Here is a 16,763-nt window from a genome sequence, read left to right as displayed (position 1 = left end):
AGCCATGCGTGTCACGGGCGTGATCCAGGCGGGCGGCAAGAGCACGCGCATGGGCGGGCAGCCCAAGGCGCTGCTCCCGCTGGGCGGGCGCCCCATCATCGAGCGCGCGCTGGGCGTGGTGCGGGCCGTGACCGGGGAGGTGCTGATCGTCACCAACACGCCCGAGGTGTACGCCCACCTGGGCCTGCCCATGGTGCCCGACGTCTTTCCCGACCACGGCTCCCTCGGCGGCATCTACTCTGGGCTCGCGGCCGCGCCCGGGGATGCCGCCTTCACCGTCGCCTGCGACATGCCCTTCCTCTCGGAAGAGGTGGCACGCCTCGTCACGTCGCGCGCCGGCGAGGCGGACGTGGTCATCCCGCAGATCGGCGGGCAGTGGGAGACGCTCCATGCCTGCTACGCCAAGGCTTGCCTCGCGCCGATGGAGCGCCGGCTCCGCGCCGGCCGGCTGAAGATCGTCGGCTTCTTCGACGAGGTGCGGGTACTGGCGGTCACCGAGCCGGAGATCGCGCGCCTGGGTGACCCCAGCACCATCTTCCTGAATGTCAACACGCCGGAGGACCTGGCCCGCGCGCGGGCCCTGGCCGGCTCCGCCGAGGCGCGATAGGGTGGATGCCCGCGTCGAGGGGCTCGGCCTCGGCTCGATCCAGGAGATCAACGCGCTGCCGCGCGAGGTGCTCCACGCGCCCTACCTGCGCCTCGTCCCGGACGACCTCCTCCGGCGCTTCCAGATCGATCCCGCCACGCTCTGCGGGCCGGACGGGACGCGACTGGTCCGTGTCACGGCGCCCGGGGACCAGTCCTGGGTGCGCGTGGAGGTGCGCGCGACCGAGGAGGACCGCGACCCGGCGCTCCTCGTGGACGTGGAGATGTCCTCGCTCTCCGTGCCCGAGCTCGCCTTCGTGCAGATCAACGATCCCGCGGCGTCGCGCTATGCGATCGACCGCGACCAGGACGGGCTCGATACCCTCTTCGGCACGGCCTCGCGCAACCTGCCCGAGGAGCTGCGTGCCCTGCGGGACGGGCTGGCACCCGGGCAGGTGCGCCGCGGACTGCGCATGCTGGCGCAGGTGCTCGAGGCGATGGAGCGGTTCTGCTCCCTCATCGGCAAGGAGATCTACCTGATCGACCCGCTCTTCTACCACTCGGCCATCCTCTACGAGCGCCACGGCTGCGGGTACCTCATGGGGCGCGAGATCATGGAGGGCATTCACGAGAGCTTCGCCCCCGGCGGCGAGCTCGCCGCGCGGCTCGACGGCTCGTCGGCGTTCCGGCAGCCGCAAGCCGCGCGCACGGTGCGCGGGAGGAGCTGGGCGCTCCACGACGGGGTCGCCGGTCACCCCTGGGGCGGCGTGAAGATGTACAAGGCAGCCGGGCGCGAGGCGCGGGTGAGCACCTGCCCCGGCGCGTTATACTGACGGCACCATGCCACGCCGGAAGCCGGTGCATGCGCGCGTGCGCAAGCCGATGCCGCGCAAGCCGCCCAAGGTGGAAGTCCCCAAGACCGTCTACCAGCGGCGCCCGAAGCACCCGCGGCCGCCCCAGTCGGAGGCGTGATGCCGGCGGTCCGCGCCCGCTGCGTCATCGTCCACTATCACGAGATCAGCCTGAAGCGGGGGAACCGCCCGCTCTTCCTCCGGCACCTGCAGCAGAACCTTTCCCGCGCGCTCGCGGATCTGGGCGCCCCGCGCGTGACCCAGCTCACCGGGCGTATCGTGCTGGAGCCGGCTCCAGGCGTCGAGGCCGCGGCGGTGGCGGAGCGAGTGGGGAGGGTCTTCGGCGTGGCCAACGTCGCTGTGGCTGAACGGGCGGGAACGTCCCTCGAGGCGCTCAGGCAGGCGGTGGACCGGGTGACCGAGGGGCGCGCCTTCGCCTCCTTCCGCATCACGGCCCGCCGCGCGTTCAAGACGCTGCCCCACACCTCGGTGGAGCTCAACCGCGAGCTGGGGGCGCATGTGCTGGCGCGGCACGCGACGCGGGTGGACCTGGAGCACCCGGAGCTGAACGTGCACGTCGAGGTGCTCCCGGGGCAGGCCTTCGTCTACGGCGACCGCCGGCCGGGCCCGGGCGGGCTGCCGGTGGGAGCGAGCGGGACGGTGGTGGCGCTCCTCTCGGGCGGTATCGACTCGCCGGTGGCGGCGTGGCGCCTCATGAAGCGCGGCTGCCGCGTGCTCTTCGTCCACTTCCACAGCCTGCCGTATCTCCCGGACGACTCCATCCGGAAGGCGCGCGAGCTGGCGCGGCGGCTGACGGCGTTTCAGTACTTCTCCCGGCTCCACCTCGTGCCCTTCGGAGAGATCCAGCGCACCGTGGTGCTGGCCGTGCCGGCCGCCGCCCGCGTGGTGATCTACCGCCGGCTCATGCTTCGCATCGCCGAGGCCCTCGCCCGCCGCGCGGGAGCGGCGGCGCTCGTGACCGGCGAGAGCCTCGGGCAGGTGGCCTCGCAGACGCTCCAGAACCTGTCGTGCATCGACGGGGCGGCGAGCCTTCCCGTGCTGCGGCCGCTCATCGGCATGGACAAGCTCGAGATCACGGCGCAGGCGCAGGCCATCGGCACCTTCGAGATCTCCATCGAGCCCGACGCGGACTGCTGCACGCTCTTCGTCCCCAAGCACCCAGGCACGCGCGTCAGCCGCGAGGAGGCCCTGGCCCTGGAGGCGCCGCTCGACATCGCGGGGCTGGTGGCCCAGGGTGTCGAGGGCACCCGCGAGGAAACCTTCGACTTCCCCCCCGGCTTCGGCCCCTTCCCCTCGCGGCGGGGCCAGGGCGCCCACGCCGCACCCCCACCGCCCCGATGAGCGCCGGAGGCGCGAAGAGGCCCAACCGCCACCCGAAGTCCTCCACATTCAAGCGAGATGGAGAAAGCGCCGGAGGCGCGAAGAGGCCCAACCGCCACCCGACGTCCTCCACATTCAAGCGAGATGGAGAAAGCGCCAGAGGCGCGAAGAGGCCCAACCGCCACCCGGAGTCCTCCACGTTCAAGCGAGATGGAAGAACCGGCCATCTCACCTTCCTCGGCGCCGCCGGCACGGTCACCGGCTCCAAGCATCTCCTGGAGGCCGGCGGCGCACGCCTGCTCCTGGACTGCGGCCTCTTCCAGGGGCTCAAGGAGCTGCGCCTGCGCAACTGGCAGCCGCCCCCCGTGGACCCGGCGCGCCTGGGTGCGGTCCTCCTCAGCCACGCCCACATCGACCACGCGGGCTATCTGCCGCGGCTCGTGCGCTCGGGCTTCACGGGACCCGTGTTCTGCACCCGCGGCACGGCCGATCTGCTGGCCGTCATGCTGCCCGACGCCGCGAGCCTCCAGGAGGAGGAGGCGGCCTTCGCCAACCGCCACAAGACCTCCCGCCACGCGCCTGCGCTGCCGCTCTTCACCACGGAGGATGCCCGGCGCGCGCTCCAGCTGATCCGCACCGTGCAGTTCGGTGAGCCCTTCCAGCCAGCGCGCCCGGTCCGGGCCCGCTTCCTGCCAGCCGGCCACATCCTCGGCGCCGGGCTCGTGGAGGTCTCCGCCGGAGGGCGGGTGGTCGTCTTCTCGGGCGATCTGGGACGCTACACCGTGCCCATCTTGCGCGATCCGGACCCCGTGGCCGAGGCCGACGTGCTCCTGGTGGAGTCCACCTACGGCGACCGGCTCCACCCCGACGGCGACCGCGCCGCCGGGATCGCGGAGGCCGTCGAGCGAGCGACCCGCCATCGCGGCTGGCTCCTCGTCCCGGCCTTCGCCGTGGGGCGCTCCCAGGAGCTGCTCTACACGCTGCGCGAGCTGGAGGAGGCCGGGCGCATCCCCTCGCTGCCGGTGTACCTCGACAGCCCCATGGCCATCGAGGCGACGGCCATCTACGCGCGCCATCCCGAGGAGCACGACACGGCGCTCCGCGGCGCCGAGGCCGCCGGCAAGCGCCCCTTCGCGCCGCGGCGCTTCCACCTGGCGCGGTCCGTGGAGGACTCCAAGCGGCTCAACGCCGTGGACGGGCCCGGCATCATCATCGCCGGCAGCGGCATGGCCACGGGCGGGCGCATCCTGCACCACCTGCGGCGCCTGCTGCCGGCGCCGGCGACCACGGTGCTCTTCGTGGGCTACCAGGCGGCCGGGACGCGCGGGCGGCTGCTCCGCGACGGCGTCCGCGAGGTCAAGCTGCTCGGCGAGATGGTGCCGGTGCGGGCGACGATCCTGACCAGCGACGCGTACTCGGCCCACGCGGACCGGAGCGAGATCCTCCGGTGGCTCGGCGGCTTCCGGCGTCCGCCCGCCATGACCTACGTGGTGCACGGCGAGCCGGAGGCGGCCGAGGCCCTGCGCGAGGCCATCCGGCGGGAGCGCGGCTGGACGGTCGAGGTGGCCCGGGACGGCCAGCGGGTGCCGCTCCCGTGACCAGCGCGTCGGGCGGGACGAGAACCGCGGCAAACCGGCGCGCCGTCGTCGCCTGGACGCTCTACGACTTCGCCAACTCGGCCTTCGTCGCCGTGATCCCCGCCACCGTGTACTCCAAGTACTATGCGCTGGCGGTGGTGGGGAACGAGCGGGGCGAAGGGGATTTCTGGTGGGGCCTCTCGGTGACCACCTCCATGGTCCTCGTGGCGCTGTCGGCGCCCCCCATGGGCGCCATCGCCGACCACACCGGCCTGCGGAAGCGCTTCCTGTTCATCCTGACGTATGCGAGCGTGGCGGCGACGGCGCTCATGGCCACGGTGGGGCCCGGCGACGTGCTCCGGGGATGGGTCCTGGCTGTGATCGGGACGGTGGGCTTCGAGGCCGCCATCGTCTACTACAACGCCTACCTGCCCGGCCTCGCGCCCCGCCAGCGTCAGGGCAGACTGTCGGCGTACGGCTTCGCCGTGGGCTACCTGGGCTCGGCCGTGGCGCTCGGCGCGGCGCTGCCCTTCGCCCTCCGGGGAAGCTACGCCGGCGCCTTCCTGTCCGCGGCGGCGCTCTTCGGTGCCTTCGCCATCCCCGCCTTCGTGTGGCTGCCCGGCGATCGGCCGGGCGCGCTGAGCCTCCGCGAGGCCGTGGGGGTTGGCTTCACGCGCACCCAGGCCACCCTGCGACGCATCGCGCGGATGCCCGACCTGCGCCGGTTCCTCCTCGCCTACCTCTTCTTCGAAGACGGCGTCAACACGGTGGTGTACTTCTCCGCGGTGTTCGCGGGGCACACGCTCGGCTTCTCCACCACCGAGGTGATCCTCCTCTACTTCGTGGTGCAGCTCACAGCGCTCGGAGGGGCATGGGCGTGGGGGCGCCCCACCGACCTCAGGGGCCCCAAGTTCGTCGTGACCTGCACGCTCGTCCAGTGGTGCGTCGTGGTGGTGGCGGCCTACGTCGTCCAGACCAAGGCACAGTTCTTCATTCTGGCCATCGTGGCGGGCACGGGGCTCGGCGCCATCCAGGCTGCCAGCCGCACGTTCATGGCGACGCTCATCCCGCCGGGCCAGGAGGCGGAGCTGTTCGGCTTCTACGCGCTCTGCGGCAAGGCCGCGGCCGTCTTCGGCCCGATGGTGTTCGGCCTGGCCTCCCGGCTCACCGGCGGCAACCAGCGCATCGCCATCGTCGCGATCGGCGTGTTCTTCCTGGCGGGTCTGGGCCTCCTGCGCGGGGTCCGGGCGGGGGGCCCCACTCACGCGCCCGCGCACGCAGCGCCGGCCTCGACGGGCCCGTGAGGAGCTCCCTCGCCAGACGACTCGTCGGCGCCGCCTCGCTCCTCGTCACCGTCGCCGCGACGGTCGGGCTGGAGATCCGCCTCCGCCCGCCCCCGCTCGACGACTTGCCGGCGATCGACCTCGGCGGGGCGGGCGCCCCCGGCCTGGTCGATCCCATCTGGCGCAGGTGCGTGGGCCCTGCGCCGAGGGCATGGCCTCGGGGGAAGGCCCCCCGCGCACAAGATGTGGGGGCCGCTTGACACCCGCCCGCGACGGAGCGTAACGTTGGGCCGCGATGAGCGCCGTTGCCCTGGGGGCCGATCACGCGGGCTGGGAGCTGAAGGAAGCCCTCAAGGCCTGGCTCATCGACCAGGGCCGGCCCGTGCTCGACTTCGGCACCCACTCCCCCGACGCGGTGGACTACCCGGACTACGCCGCCCAGGTGGCCGAGGCGGTGGCGGTCGGCAAGGTGGAGCGCGGCATCCTCGTCTGCGGCACCGGCGTCGGCATGGCTATCACGGCCAACAAGGTCCCCGGCGTTCGCGCGGCGGCCTGCGCCGATCTCTACACCGCCCGCATGAGCCGTGAGCACAACGACGCCAACGTGCTGGCTCTCGGTGGCCGCCTGATGGGGGCGGAGATGGCGCTGGAGATCGTCAAGGTGTGGCTCGACACCGGCTTCGCCGGCGGGCGCCACAGCGGACGCGTGGAGAAGATCACCGCCGTCGAGCGCCGCCATGCCGACCGGGCGACGGGCGAGGCGTAACGGGGGCGGACATGGGCTGGCTCGAGCAGGTGGACCCGGAGGTCGCCAAGGCCATCCGCGCGGAGACGGAGCGGCAGGCGCGCAACCTGGAGTTGATCGCCTCCGAGAACTTCGTCTCCGAGGCCGTGCTCGAGGCCACGGGCTCCGTCCTCACCAACAAGTACGCCGAAGGCTACCCGGGCCGGCGATACTACGGTGGCTGCGAGATCGTGGACATCGCCGAGGAGCTGGCCATCGCGCGCGCCAAGGAGCTCTTCGGCGCGGAGCACGTCAACGGGCAGCCGCACTCGGGCTCCCAGGCCAACATGGCGGTCTACATGACGCTGCTCCAGCCCGGGGACACGGTCCTCGGGTCGAACCTCGCTCACGGCGGCCACCTCACGGCCGGCCACCCGCTGAACTTCTCCGGCAAGCTTTACCGCATCGTCGCCTACGGCGTGACGCGCGAGACAGAGCGTATCGACCTCGACCAGGTGCGCGACCTCGCGCGCCAGCACCGCCCGAAGCTCATCATCGCCGGCGGGTCGGCCTTCCCGCGGGCCATCGACTTCCAGCCGTTCCGCCAGGTCGCCGACGAGGTGGGCGCGGCCCTCATGGCCGACATCGCGCATCCAGCCGGCCTCGTGGCGGCGGGCCTCCACCCCTCGCCCATCCCGTACGCCGACTTCGTGACCACGACGACGCACAAGACGCTGCGCGGGCCTCGCGGCGGCATGGTCATGTGCCGGGCGCAGCATGCCGCGGCCCTGGACCGGGTCGTGCTTCCCGGCATCCAGGGCGGCCCGCTCATGCACGTCATCGCGGCCAAGGCCGTGGCCTTCCGCGAGGCGCAGAGCCCCGAGTGGCGCGGCTACCAGGGGCAGATCGTCCGCAACGCCCGCGCGCTGGCCGAGGCCCTCGCGGGGCGCGGGTACCGCCTCGTCTCGGGCGGCACCGACACGCACCTCATGCTGGTGGACCTCACGCCCAAGGGGATCACGGGCAAGGAGGCGCAGGAGGCCCTCGACCGGGCGTGGATCACGGTCAACAAGAACGGTATCCCCTTCGACACCAAGAGCCCGATGGTGACCAGCGGGATCCGGGTCGGGACCCCCGCGGTGACCACCCGCGGCATGCGGGAGCCGGAGATGGCCCAGATCGCGGCGCTGGTGGACCGGGTCCTGACCAATCTCGGCAACGCCTCCGTGGAGGCCGCGGTGCGGGCCGAGGTCCAGGGCCTCACCGCCCACTTCCCGCTCTACGCCGAGCGCCTCCGCGCATGAAGTGCCCCTTCTGCGGCCACAGCGAGGACCGGGTGGTGGACTCGCGCGTGGGACGCGACGGCGAGTTCATCCGGCGCCGGCGCGAGTGTCTCAAGTGTCACCGCCGCTACACCACCTACGAGTACGTCGAGGACGTGCTCCCGCACGTGGTCAAGCGGGACGGACGGCGCGAGTCCTTCGACCGGCAGAAGCTCCGCGGTTCCATCCTCAAGGCTTGCGAGAAGCGCTCCGTGGGAGTCCAGGCGGTGGACGACGTGGTGGCCGAGATCGAGGCCAGGCTCCACGAGCGGGCCGAGAAGGAGATCACGAGCAAGGAGCTCGGCGAACTGGTGATGGAGCACCTCCAGAAGCTCGACCAGGTGGCCTATGTCCGCTTCGCCTCCGTCTACCGCCAGTTCAAGGACATCTCGCAGTTCATGGACGAGGTGAAGGGGCTCATCAAGGACGGGGAGAAGGGCAAGCTCGCGAAGCCCGTCAAGGGCGCTCCCCGCCGCTGATCACCGGGCCGCCTTGACCTGGCTCGCCCGGCGCCGGTAGCATACCTGCCACCCCATGCGCAGCTACGTGCTCCGGCGCCTCGGGCTCTTCATCCCCACCCTCGTCGGGGCCTCGGTGCTGGTCTTCGTGCTGATGCGGCTCGTGCCCGGCGACATCGCCGAGATCCTCGTCTATCAGAGCGGCTCCGAGTCGAGCGCGATCCAGCGGAGGCAGATCCAGGAGATCCGGCAGGAGCTCGGACTGGACCGCCCCGTCGTCAGCCAGTACCTGGCCTGGGCCGGCGGCGCCGTGCGCGGCGACTTCGGCCAGTCCTACACGCAGCGGCGGCCGGTCGGCGACATCCTCCGCGAGCGCTTCCCGCGCTCCATGGAGCTGGCGCTCCTGACGCTGGCCCTCGCCGTGGCCTGGGCCGTGCCGCTCGGCGTCGTCTCGGCCGTGCGCCAGAACGGCGCGCTCGACTACCTGGCGCGCGCCGTGAGCCTGAGCGGGCTCAGCCTGCCGCTCTTCGTCACCGGCGCCCTCATCCTCTACGGCCTGGGGCGGCTCTTCCGGTGGATGCCGCCACTCGAGTTCGTCGCCTTCACGGAGAGCCCGCTCGAGAATCTCAAGCAGCTCATCTGGCCGGCGCTCTGCCAGGCCTACTACATCAGCGCGCCCATCACGCGGCTCACGCGCTCCGAGATGCTCGAGGTGATCCGCCAGGACTATGTCCGCACGGCGCGGGCCAAGGGCCTGCGGGAGCGGGCGGTGGTGTACCGGCACGCGATGCGGAACTCGCTCCTGCCGGTGGTGACCTTCGTCGGGTGGTGGGGCGGCCGGCTGCTCGGCGGGCTCGTCATCATGGAGATCATCTTCGTCGTGCCCGGCATGGGCACGGCGCTGGTGCACGCGGTGGCGCAGCGGGACTACCCGACGGTGCAGGCCATGATCTTCGTGATGGCCGTGGTCTTCCTCACGGTGAACCTCCTCGTGGATCTGACGTACGCCTGGCTGGATCCGCGGATCCGCTACGCCTGACATGCTCGCCGCCGCCGGGCGCCTCGCCCTCCGCCAGCCCCTCGGCGCCGCCGGCGCCCTGGTGGTCCTCGTGCTGGTGGGCGTGGCCCTCCTGGCGCCGCGGCTGGCGCCCCACGGGCCCAAGGAGACGGCCTTCGCCCCCTACCTCGCCCCGAGCGCGGAGTTCCTCATGGGCACGGATCAGGTCGGGCGTGACGTGCTGAGCCGGGTGATCTGGGGGGCGCGCCTGTCCCTCTACGTGGGGCTTGCCTCGGTCGTCGTCGGGATCACGCTGGGCGCGCTGTGGGGCGTCGCGACGGCCTACCTCGGCGGGCTCGCCGACATCGGCAGCCAGCGGGTGGTCGACAGTCTCATGGCGCTGCCGCCCATCATCCTTGCGCTGGCCCTGATGGCGGCGCTGGGCCAGTCGGTGACCAATGTCATCCTGGCCCTGATCATCCTGCTCACCCCCACGGCGGCGCGGACGGTGCGCGCCGTGGCCCTGGGCGTCGCGGCGGCGCCGTATGTCGAGGCGGCACGGGCGGCCGGCGGCTCGCACTGGCGCATCATCTCTCGCCACCTGCTCCCCAACTGCCTGGCGAGCTACATCGTGCTCCTCACGACCAACGTCTCCTACGCCATCGTGGTGGAGGCCTCGCTCTCCTTCCTCGGCGCCGGGGCCCCCCCGGACGACCCGTCCTGGGGGGGCATGCTCACGGCCGGCGTGCAGGCCATCGAGACGGCCCCGTGGATGGTATTCTTCCCTGGCCTGGCCATCAGCCTGGCTGTCTTCGGGCTGAACCTGCTCGGGGACTCGATCCGTGACGTCACCGACCCGCGCCTGCGCGGGGGTCTCGGCTAGCCGGGACCGAAAGGAGAGGGAGCCATGAGGACCTCGCGGGTGATCGGTGTCATCGCCGCGCTCCTGCTGCTCGCCGCGCTCGGGACGCCCTGGACGGCGGCCCAGGAGAAGCCGCGCCGCGGCGGGGTGCTCACCTGGTTCGACTATGGCGATCCCGGCCGGCTGGACGTCCACGCCGAGTCGCCGCTGGTCGTCCAGCAGGCCACGGCGGGTGTCTACAGCGGGCTCCTCCACTACGATCCCGACGAGCCCACCAAGGTGATCGGTGACCTTGCCGAGCGCTGGACCGTGTCACCCGATGGGAAGACCTACACCTTCCATCTGCGCAAGGGGGTCAGGTGGCATGACGGCCAGCCCTTCTCCTCGGCCGACGTGAAGGCGACCTTCGACCGCGTCCTGCGGCCTGATTTCAAGAGCCCCAAGTGCGGCGCCTCGCTCAAGCCCATGGTGGCGAGCGTGGAGGCGGTGGACCCGCACACGGTGACCTTCCAGCTGAAGTTCCCGGCGGCGCCCTTCGTGCCCTCGGTGGCCTCCGCGTGGTGCCGGATCGCGGCCAAGCACATCCTCGCCAAGTACGGCGATCTCAACGGGCCCGAGGCACAGATCGGCACGGGGCCGTTCAGGTTCAAGAAGTACGAGCGCGGCAGCGTGATCGAGTGGGAGCGCAACCCGAACTACTTCATCCCGGGGCTCCCGTATCTGGACGGCGTCAAGCAGTTCATCCTGGTGGGCGGACCCACCCAGGTGGCCGCTGCGAAGGCGAGCAAGATCATGCTCTGGGATGCCTGGCCGGCCATGCGGAAGACGCAGGCCGACGAGCTCAGGCGCGCGCGGGACGACGTGGAGATCTTCCAGACGTCGATCAATACCCTCTTCCTCATCTACCTGAACGCCACGAAGCCGCCCTTCAATAACCCCGACCTCCGGCGCGCCGTCAACCTCGCTGTCGACCGCCAGGAGCTGGTCGGCAAGGCGCTGGAGGGCGCGGGCGTGCCCTGCGCCATCCTCGACCCGAAGCTGGTCGGCGACTTCGCGCTGCCGCTCGAGGAGGTGAGCAAAGTGCCGGGCTGCCGCCAGCCCAAGGACGCGGACGTGGCCGAGGCCAAGCGGCTGGTCGAGAAGCACCACCCGGGAGGCCTCGACATCGAGGTGGCCACGCGCTCGGTGGGCAACTACGTGGACAGGGCGCAGCTCGTGCTGGCCCAGCTCAGGCGGATCGGCATCCGCGGCACACTCAAGACCCACGAGAGCGCGGCGGGCTTCGCGGCCTTCGGCAAGGGGGACTTCCTCCTGATCGCCACCCAGGACCGGAGCATGGACGTCAACGACCCCTCCGCCGTCTTCCACATCGCCTACACGACCGAGGCGGGCAGCAACTGGGGCCGCTGGTCAGACTCGAAGGTGGACGATCTCGCCGCCCGCGCGCTCCGGGAGTCGAATCGCGACAGGCGCAAGGCGCTGTACTGGGAGCTCCAGCGTCACATCCTCGGACGGGGCGACCACTCCTCCCTCGCAGTGGGCTGGGTGGAGGGGTGGTTCTTCAAGGACAAGCGGCTCCGGAACTACAGGCCGGGTGTGACCACCTACGACAACAACACGTTCATGAAGGTCTGGCTCGCCCCGTAGCAGGCCGGGCGGGGGGTCAGAGGACGCCGAGGGCGTGGCCGACCTTGACGAAGGCGGCCACCGCTCGCTCGAGGTGGGCGGGCTCGTGCGCGGCGCTCAGCTGGACGCGGATGCGGGCCTGACCTTTCGGCACGACGGGGTAGGCGAAGCCGACCACGTAGATCCCTTCCTGGAGGAGCGCGGCGGCCATCCCCTGGGCGAGGTGCGCGTCGCCCAGCATGATGGGGACGATCGGGTGCTCGCCCGGGCGGATGGCGAAGCCGGCCTGGGTCATGGCGCGGCGGAACCAGCGGGTGTGGGCCTCGAGCCGGTCGCGCCGCGTGGTGCTCCCCGAGAGGATCTCGAGGCAGGCCAGGGAGGCGCAGACCAGTGCCGGGGGCAGCGTGTTGGAGAACAGGTAGGGGCGCGAGCGCTGGCGGAGGAGGGCGACCACCTCGCGGCGGCTGGCCGTGAAGCCGCCGCTGGCGCCGCCGAGCGCCTTGCCGAGCGTGGAGGTGACGATGTCCACGCGGCCGGCGACCCCGCAGTGCTCGGGGGTGCCCCGACCGGTGGGGCCGAAGAAGCCGGTGGCGTGGCTGTCGTCCACCATCACGAGGGCATCGTAGCGGTCGGCCAGGTCGCAGATCTCGCGGAGGGGCGCCACGTCGCCGTCCATGGAGAAGACACCGTCGGTGGCGATGAGCCGCGTGCGGGCCTCCCGCGTGGCGTGCAGGGCGCGCTCGAGATCGGCCATGTCGGCGTGCTCGTAGCGGTGGCGCTGGGCGCGGCAGAGGCGGATGCCATCGATGATGGAGGCGTGGTTGAGCGCGTCGGAGATGACGGCGTCCGGCTCGCCCATGAGCGTCTCGAAGAGCCCGCCGTTGGCGTCGAAGCAGGAGGTGTAGAGGATCGCGTCCTCCGTGCCGAGGAAGCGCGCCAGGGCGGCTTCGAGCTCCGTGTGGACGCGCTGGGTGCCGCAGATGAAGCGCACGCTGGCCAGGCCGAGGCCCCAGCGCTCGAGCCCCTCCCGGGCGGCGCGGAGCAGTGCGGGGTCGTTGGCCAGGCCGAGGTAGTTGTTGGCGCAGAAGTTCAGCACTTCCCGGCTGGCGACGGCCACCCGCGCTCCCTGCGGCCCTTCGATGACCCGCTCGCCCTTCCAGAGTCCCGCCTGGCGGATCTCGTCGAGCTCGCTCTCCAGCCGCCTCCTGACCTCCCCGTACATGGTCGCCCTCCCTGGGGGCGGCGGCGCGCGCCGGCCCCCCTCCTCGCTCAGGGCCCGGCGTAGCGGCGCCGGACATTGGGCAGCAGGTACTCGCCGAAGGCGCGCCCGAGATCGTAGGCCGGCCGGAAGCCCCAGTCGTGCCGGGCCCGCGCGTCATCGACATCCTCCGGCCAGGAGTCCACGATGGCCTGGCGGCGCGGATCCGGCGCGAAGGCGATCTGCCCGGCCGGGAAGGCCGCGTGTACCAGATCGGCGATCTCGCCGGCGCTCGGGCTGAAGGCCCCGACGTTGTACACGAGGGTTGTCAGCGACTCGCCTGGCGCCTCCATCAGGGCGAGCAGGGCTCCGATGGCGTCGGGCATCGCCATGAAGGGGAGCCGTGTGTCTTCGCGGACGAAGCAGGTATAGGAGCGCCCCTGGGCGGCGGCGTGGAGCATCTCCGAGGCGTAGTCACTGGTCCCCCCGCTGGGCAGCGTGAAGGCCGAGATGAGCCCGGGGAACCGGATGGCGCGGAAGTCGACGCCCCCGAGCCCGCCCGGCGCGGCGAGCTGGCGGTAGTGGCGGGCGAAGTAGCGGCCCAGGTGCTCGCAGTAGAGCTTGTTGCAGCCGTACATCGTGATGGGGCCGAGCCAACGGTCCTCGGCGACCCGGCCGGCCGCGCGCTTGGCCGCGAGGTCCGGCAACCCGTAGACGGCGATGGAGCTCGGGAAGAGGACCTTCACCGGGCGGCCCAGCGAGCGGGCCTCCTCGAGCGCCAGGCGGAGCACGCCCAGCGTGCCCTGCACGTTGACCTCATGGGCGGTCTCGGGGATGAACTCGGCGCGGGTGGAGAGAAGGGCCGCCAGATGGAAGACGACGGAGATCTCGAACTCGCTCCTCAGGCGGTCGAGGAGATGCCGGTCGAGGATGTCCCCGATCCGCACCGCCGCGCAGCGGCGCGCAAGAGCCGGGTCCAGACCCCGGACGTCCAGGGCGAGGACATCGAAGGCGCCCAGGTCGGCGAGGCGGTGGATCAAGCCATGCCCCATCTCCCCGCTGGCGCCGGTCACGAGCACGACGGGCTTGCGCGCCACCCGCTCTCCTCCTGCGTGGACTCCCGGCCCATCATACCGGGACGATCCCCCGTTCCGCTGGCCTCCTGTGCGGGTCAGCGGGCCGTGGCCAGCGCGACGCCGCCGATGACGACCGTGGCTCCCGTCAGGTGGTACCAGCGGATCGGCTCGCCCAGGATCAGCCATGACAGCGCGATCACGACGAACGGGACGAGGTTCATGAAGACGGCGGCCCGGCCCGCCCCCACGATGCGGATCGCCTGGTAGTACCAGATGTGCCCCAGCGCGATGGGCCCGGCCGCGTAGACGATCACTCCCCAGCCCACCCAGGATGCTGCCGCCAGGGATTGCCACGGGCGCTCAAGGAGCGCCAGGGGCGCCAGCACCGCCAGCGACACCACATGCGCCCCGGCCTGCACGGTCAGCGACGGCAGCTCCGAACGGCTCGCCCGGCTGAACACGGTGTAGCCGACCCAGGCGATCTGGGAGACCAGGATGATCAGGTCGCCCCGGTTGAAGGACAGCGTCAACAGGGCCTCCGGGGAGCCGTGGGACATCGTGAGGAGCACGGCCCCCATGGTGACCGCGATGCCGAGGATGTGCCGCGGGGCGAGAGGATCGCCGAGCCAGACGGCGCCCGCCAGCGCCACGATCACGGGGGCCGCGGCGCCCAGGATCCCGGCGTTCACGGGGCTCGTGTGAGAGAGGCCCCAGTACCAGATCGTGGTGTTGCCGACGAGCCCCGTGAGGGAGATCACGACGAAGGTCCAGCGATCCCGCCGCGCGAACGCGGGGAAGGGGCCGTGGGTGAGGCGCGCGAGGAGGACGAGGCCCGGCGCGGCCAGCGTGGCCCGCGCGGCCGTGAGCGTGATGGGGCCGAGCTCCAGCAACGCAAGCTTGCCGAGGGGGAAGTTCCCGGCCCACAGGAGGGTCACCAGCAGGAGCAGGCCGTACGCGCGGGCGGGAGTCATCGTCGGAGATGGTTCGGCCCTGCCGGGATGGGGCCGACAGGGCCGAGCGCCAGATCGGGCGCCTTACTTCTTCTTCTTCTTGGCCGCCTTCTTCTTCGCCATCTTGTCACCTCCCTCCCGTTCCGCGCGTCCTTGCGCTTGATCGTCTGTCCGGACTCTACGGGGAGGGTGGAAAGGCTGTCAAGCGGAAAATACCGGATGGAGGGTTCCACGCGCACCGGAGGGGCGAGATATGGGGGCCGGCCCCGGATTGGCCGGGGGGCTAGGAGGTCTCGTGCTCCTGGGCCGAGGAGGGCCGGCGCGCCTCGCGCCGCTTCACGAACTCCTGATTGAGAGGGACGCCCTTCTTGCAGAGGGGGCAGGTCTCGGGCGCATACGTCGGGAAGTCGCGGCTCACCAGGCTGAAGATCGGCTTCCCGTCCACCTCGGCCCTCCTCGTGCGGCGCCAGAGCGCGCCGATGCCGACCACCTGGGCGCCACGCTCCTCGACGAGCTGGGTCAGGAGACGCACCGTCTGTCCGGAGCTCACCAGGTCCTCGACGATGAGCACCTTCGTCCCGGGGCGCACGAGGCGGTGGAACTCCGCCGGCAGGGTGACGCGACGCTTGCCCGCGCTGACGCCCTTGGTGCCGTACATCACGGTGGGACGGGAGGGATGCGCCCGGGCCACGCAGTGCGAGAGGATCAGGGCCCCGGGCCCGGTGGACAGCACCACGTCCAGGGGCCAGGGGGCGAAGTGCTTGGCAATCACCGCCCCGAGTCCCTCCGTGAAGGCAGGCTCGGTGGTGACGAGCGTCTTCTCGATGTACTCGGTGGTGTGGTGACCCGAGGGAAGGAGAATGTGGTCATTGGCGTGGTAGGCTCCGGTGCGCTTCAGGATCTCCAGGTGGATCTTCTCGCGGACCTCGGCGTCCATGAGGGCGGCTTCCTTGCGGGCCTGCGGGGTCATCGAGGCCTCCTCCTCGGTGGGTGGTGAGCGTCCCTCGAGCCCTGACAGGCTCGCTGGCATTATACCGTGAGTCGAGGTGTTACACTGAGCCGGCGATGAAAGTGCTGGCCCTCGAGAGCGCGACCCTGAGCGGCGGCGCGGCGCTCCTGGACGGCGACCGCCTCGTCGGGGAGAGCGTGCTCTCGGTAGCGCTCACGCACTCCGAGCGGCTCATGGCCACGGTGGACCGGCTGCTCCAGGATTGCGGGTGGGGCGCGAGGGACCTGGAGGGTCTGGCCGTCTCGATCGGGCCAGGCTCCTTCACCGGGATCCGCGTCGGGGTGGCGACGGCGAAGGGGCTGGGCCTCGCGCTGGGCCTCCCCGTGGCGCCCGTGCCGACACTGGATGCCCTGGCGTCCGCGCTGCCCTTCGCGGATGCGCCCGTGTGCCCGCTCCTCGATGCGCGCAAGGGCGAGGTGTACCTCTCGCTGTACCGGTGGAGCCGGGACCGGATGGTGCGAGTCTGGGACTATCTCGCGCTGCCTCCCGCGGCGGCGGTCGCGCGCCTCGAGCCTCCCGTGATCGTGCTCGGCGACGGCGTGGAGCCCTGCCGTTCCTTCCTCGCTCCGCTCGGCGACTCCCTGCGCGTGGCCCCGCCCGGGAGGCGGCTGCCGGCTCCTGGTGTCGTTGCCCAGCTCGGTCACGCGATGCTCGAGGCCGGCCAGGGCGTGGCCCCCGAAGCGCTGCTCCCCTTCTACCTCCGCCCCTCCGAGGCCGAGCTGAAGGTGGGGCGAGCCGTAGCCGGGGGCGAGGCGAGCGGACATGGGAGGTAAGGCGAGCGTGAGCGAGCCAGGGCGAGCCGGAGCCGGAGGCGAGGCGAGCGGATATGGGAGGTAGGGCGAGCGTGAGCGAGCCAGGGCGAGCCGTAGCCGGAGGCGAGGCGACGTGGCCGAGACCCTGACCC

At 71.7% G+C, this 16,763-nt stretch carries 16 protein-coding genes; 12 read left to right on the top strand and 4 right to left on the bottom strand.

Annotated elements, in window-relative coordinates; genetic code table 11:
- The first annotated feature begins 4 nt into the window (after positions 1-4).
- The 11 genes from HYV93_16875 to HYV93_16825 all read left to right on the top strand — a co-directional run bounded on the left by HYV93_16875 (position 5) and on the right by HYV93_16825 (position 11,647).
- A complete protein-coding gene (locus tag HYV93_16875; protein ID MBI2527643.1) occupies positions 5-607 on the top strand; it encodes a molybdenum cofactor guanylyltransferase in 603 nt (200 codons plus the stop codon).
- A 1-nt stretch (position 608) separates the two neighbouring features.
- Entirely contained in the window at positions 609-1,418 is an 810-nt protein-coding gene (locus HYV93_16870; GenBank protein ID MBI2527642.1) for a hypothetical protein, read from the top strand.
- 138 nt (positions 1,419-1,556) lie between these two features.
- A complete protein-coding gene (gene thiI, locus HYV93_16865) occupies positions 1,557-2,798 on the top strand; it encodes a tRNA 4-thiouridine(8) synthase ThiI (GenBank protein MBI2527641.1) in 1,242 nt (413 codons plus the stop codon).
- Positions 2,795-4,375 carry an MBL fold metallo-hydrolase gene (locus HYV93_16860; protein MBI2527640.1) on the top strand — a complete coding sequence of 527 codons (1,581 nt, stop codon included), beginning with the start codon at positions 2,795-2,797 and terminating at the stop codon, positions 4,373-4,375. Before thiI ends, HYV93_16860 begins: the two co-directional genes overlap by 4 nt.
- Entirely contained in the window at positions 4,372-5,658 is a 1,287-nt protein-coding gene (locus HYV93_16855) for an MFS transporter (protein ID MBI2527639.1), read from the top strand. The genes HYV93_16860 and HYV93_16855 overlap by 4 nt, the downstream gene beginning before the upstream one ends.
- A gap of 274 nt (positions 5,659-5,932) precedes the next feature.
- Positions 5,933-6,403, top strand: a complete 471-nt coding sequence (gene rpiB, locus HYV93_16850; protein ID MBI2527638.1) for a ribose 5-phosphate isomerase B — start codon at positions 5,933-5,935, stop codon at positions 6,401-6,403.
- 11 nt (positions 6,404-6,414) lie between these two features.
- Complete coding sequence (locus tag HYV93_16845) at positions 6,415-7,665, top strand: serine hydroxymethyltransferase (GenBank protein MBI2527637.1); 1,251 nt, start codon at positions 6,415-6,417, stop codon at positions 7,663-7,665.
- Positions 7,662-8,162: a transcriptional repressor NrdR gene (nrdR, locus tag HYV93_16840; GenBank protein ID MBI2527636.1), complete on the top strand. Its 501-nt coding sequence runs from the start codon at positions 7,662-7,664 to the stop codon at positions 8,160-8,162. Before HYV93_16845 ends, nrdR begins: the two co-directional genes overlap by 4 nt.
- 55 nt (positions 8,163-8,217) lie before the next feature.
- Positions 8,218-9,180: an ABC transporter permease gene (locus tag HYV93_16835; GenBank protein MBI2527635.1), complete on the top strand. Its 963-nt coding sequence runs from the start codon at positions 8,218-8,220 to the stop codon at positions 9,178-9,180.
- A gap of 1 nt (position 9,181) precedes the next feature.
- Positions 9,182-10,021, top strand: coding sequence for an ABC transporter permease (locus HYV93_16830; protein ID MBI2527634.1), 840 nt, complete (start codon positions 9,182-9,184; stop codon positions 10,019-10,021).
- A 24-nt stretch (positions 10,022-10,045) separates the two neighbouring features.
- Positions 10,046-11,647: an ABC transporter substrate-binding protein gene (locus HYV93_16825; protein MBI2527633.1), complete on the top strand. Its 1,602-nt coding sequence runs from the start codon at positions 10,046-10,048 to the stop codon at positions 11,645-11,647.
- Positions 11,648-11,663: 16 nt separating this feature from the next.
- On the opposite strand, the gene kbl is transcribed toward HYV93_16825, so the two are convergent.
- The 4 genes from kbl to HYV93_16805 form a co-directional block, all read right to left on the bottom strand.
- Positions 11,664-12,848 (bottom strand): glycine C-acetyltransferase, encoded by a 1,185-nt coding sequence (gene kbl, locus HYV93_16820; GenBank protein MBI2527632.1) that lies wholly within the window; start codon positions 12,846-12,848, stop codon positions 11,664-11,666.
- A gap of 47 nt (positions 12,849-12,895) precedes the next feature.
- On the bottom strand, positions 12,896-14,086 hold the full coding sequence (locus tag HYV93_16815) for an NAD-dependent epimerase/dehydratase family protein (GenBank protein ID MBI2527631.1): 1,191 nt from the start codon (positions 14,084-14,086) through the stop codon (positions 12,896-12,898).
- Entirely contained in the window at positions 13,996-14,871 is an 876-nt protein-coding gene (locus HYV93_16810; protein ID MBI2527630.1) for a DMT family transporter, read from the bottom strand. The genes HYV93_16815 and HYV93_16810 overlap by 91 nt, the downstream gene beginning before the upstream one ends.
- Before the next feature lie 262 nt (positions 14,872-15,133).
- A complete protein-coding gene (locus HYV93_16805) occupies positions 15,134-15,820 on the bottom strand; it encodes a hypothetical protein (GenBank protein MBI2527629.1) in 687 nt (228 codons plus the stop codon).
- Between the two features lie 95 nt (positions 15,821-15,915).
- Between HYV93_16805 and tsaB the strand changes: the two genes are divergently transcribed.
- The gene (gene tsaB / locus HYV93_16800; GenBank protein ID MBI2527628.1) at positions 15,916-16,632 is read left to right on the top strand and encodes a tRNA (adenosine(37)-N6)-threonylcarbamoyltransferase complex dimerization subunit type 1 TsaB; all 717 of its coding nucleotides are present in this window, start codon (positions 15,916-15,918) and stop codon (positions 16,630-16,632) included.
- Positions 16,633-16,763 lie beyond the last annotated feature (131 nt).

The organism is Candidatus Rokuibacteriota bacterium (assembly GCA_016188005.1).
GTDB lineage: Bacteria > Methylomirabilota > Methylomirabilia > Rokubacteriales > CSP1-6 > UBA12499.
The sequence above is the reverse complement of the archived record's forward strand: the minus strand, read 5'-3'. Positions and strand labels throughout refer to the sequence as shown.

Bases quoted from the DNA above. Each gene is read 5' to 3' on its own strand.
- HYV93_16805 (MBI2527629.1), bottom strand. From the start codon at position 15,820: ATGACCCCGCAGGCCCGCAAGGAAGCCGCCCTCATGGACGCCGAGGTC.
- kbl (MBI2527632.1), bottom strand. From the start codon at position 12,848: ATGTACGGGGAGGTCAGGAGGCGGCTGGAGAGCGAGCTCGACGAGATC.
- HYV93_16825 (MBI2527633.1), top strand. From the start codon at position 10,046: ATGAGGACCTCGCGGGTGATCGGTGTCATCGCCGCGCTCCTGCTGCTC.
- HYV93_16875 (MBI2527643.1), top strand. From the start codon at position 5: ATGCGTGTCACGGGCGTGATCCAGGCGGGCGGCAAGAGCACGCGCATG.
- thiI (MBI2527641.1), top strand. From the start codon at position 1,557: ATGCCGGCGGTCCGCGCCCGCTGCGTCATCGTCCACTATCACGAGATC.
- tsaB (MBI2527628.1), top strand. From the start codon at position 15,916: ATGAAAGTGCTGGCCCTCGAGAGCGCGACCCTGAGCGGCGGCGCGGCG.
- HYV93_16845 (MBI2527637.1), top strand. From the start codon at position 6,415: ATGGGCTGGCTCGAGCAGGTGGACCCGGAGGTCGCCAAGGCCATCCGC.
- HYV93_16830 (MBI2527634.1), top strand. From the start codon at position 9,182: ATGCTCGCCGCCGCCGGGCGCCTCGCCCTCCGCCAGCCCCTCGGCGCC.
- HYV93_16835 (MBI2527635.1), top strand. From the start codon at position 8,218: ATGCGCAGCTACGTGCTCCGGCGCCTCGGGCTCTTCATCCCCACCCTC.
- nrdR (MBI2527636.1), top strand. From the start codon at position 7,662: ATGAAGTGCCCCTTCTGCGGCCACAGCGAGGACCGGGTGGTGGACTCG.
- HYV93_16815 (MBI2527631.1), bottom strand. From the start codon at position 14,086: ATGGCTGATCCTGGGCGAGCCGATCCGCTGGTACCACCTGACGGGAGC.
- HYV93_16860 (MBI2527640.1), top strand. From the start codon at position 2,795: ATGAGCGCCGGAGGCGCGAAGAGGCCCAACCGCCACCCGAAGTCCTCC.
- HYV93_16810 (MBI2527630.1), bottom strand. From the start codon at position 14,871: ATGACTCCCGCCCGCGCGTACGGCCTGCTCCTGCTGGTGACCCTCCTG.
- rpiB (MBI2527638.1), top strand. From the start codon at position 5,933: ATGAGCGCCGTTGCCCTGGGGGCCGATCACGCGGGCTGGGAGCTGAAG.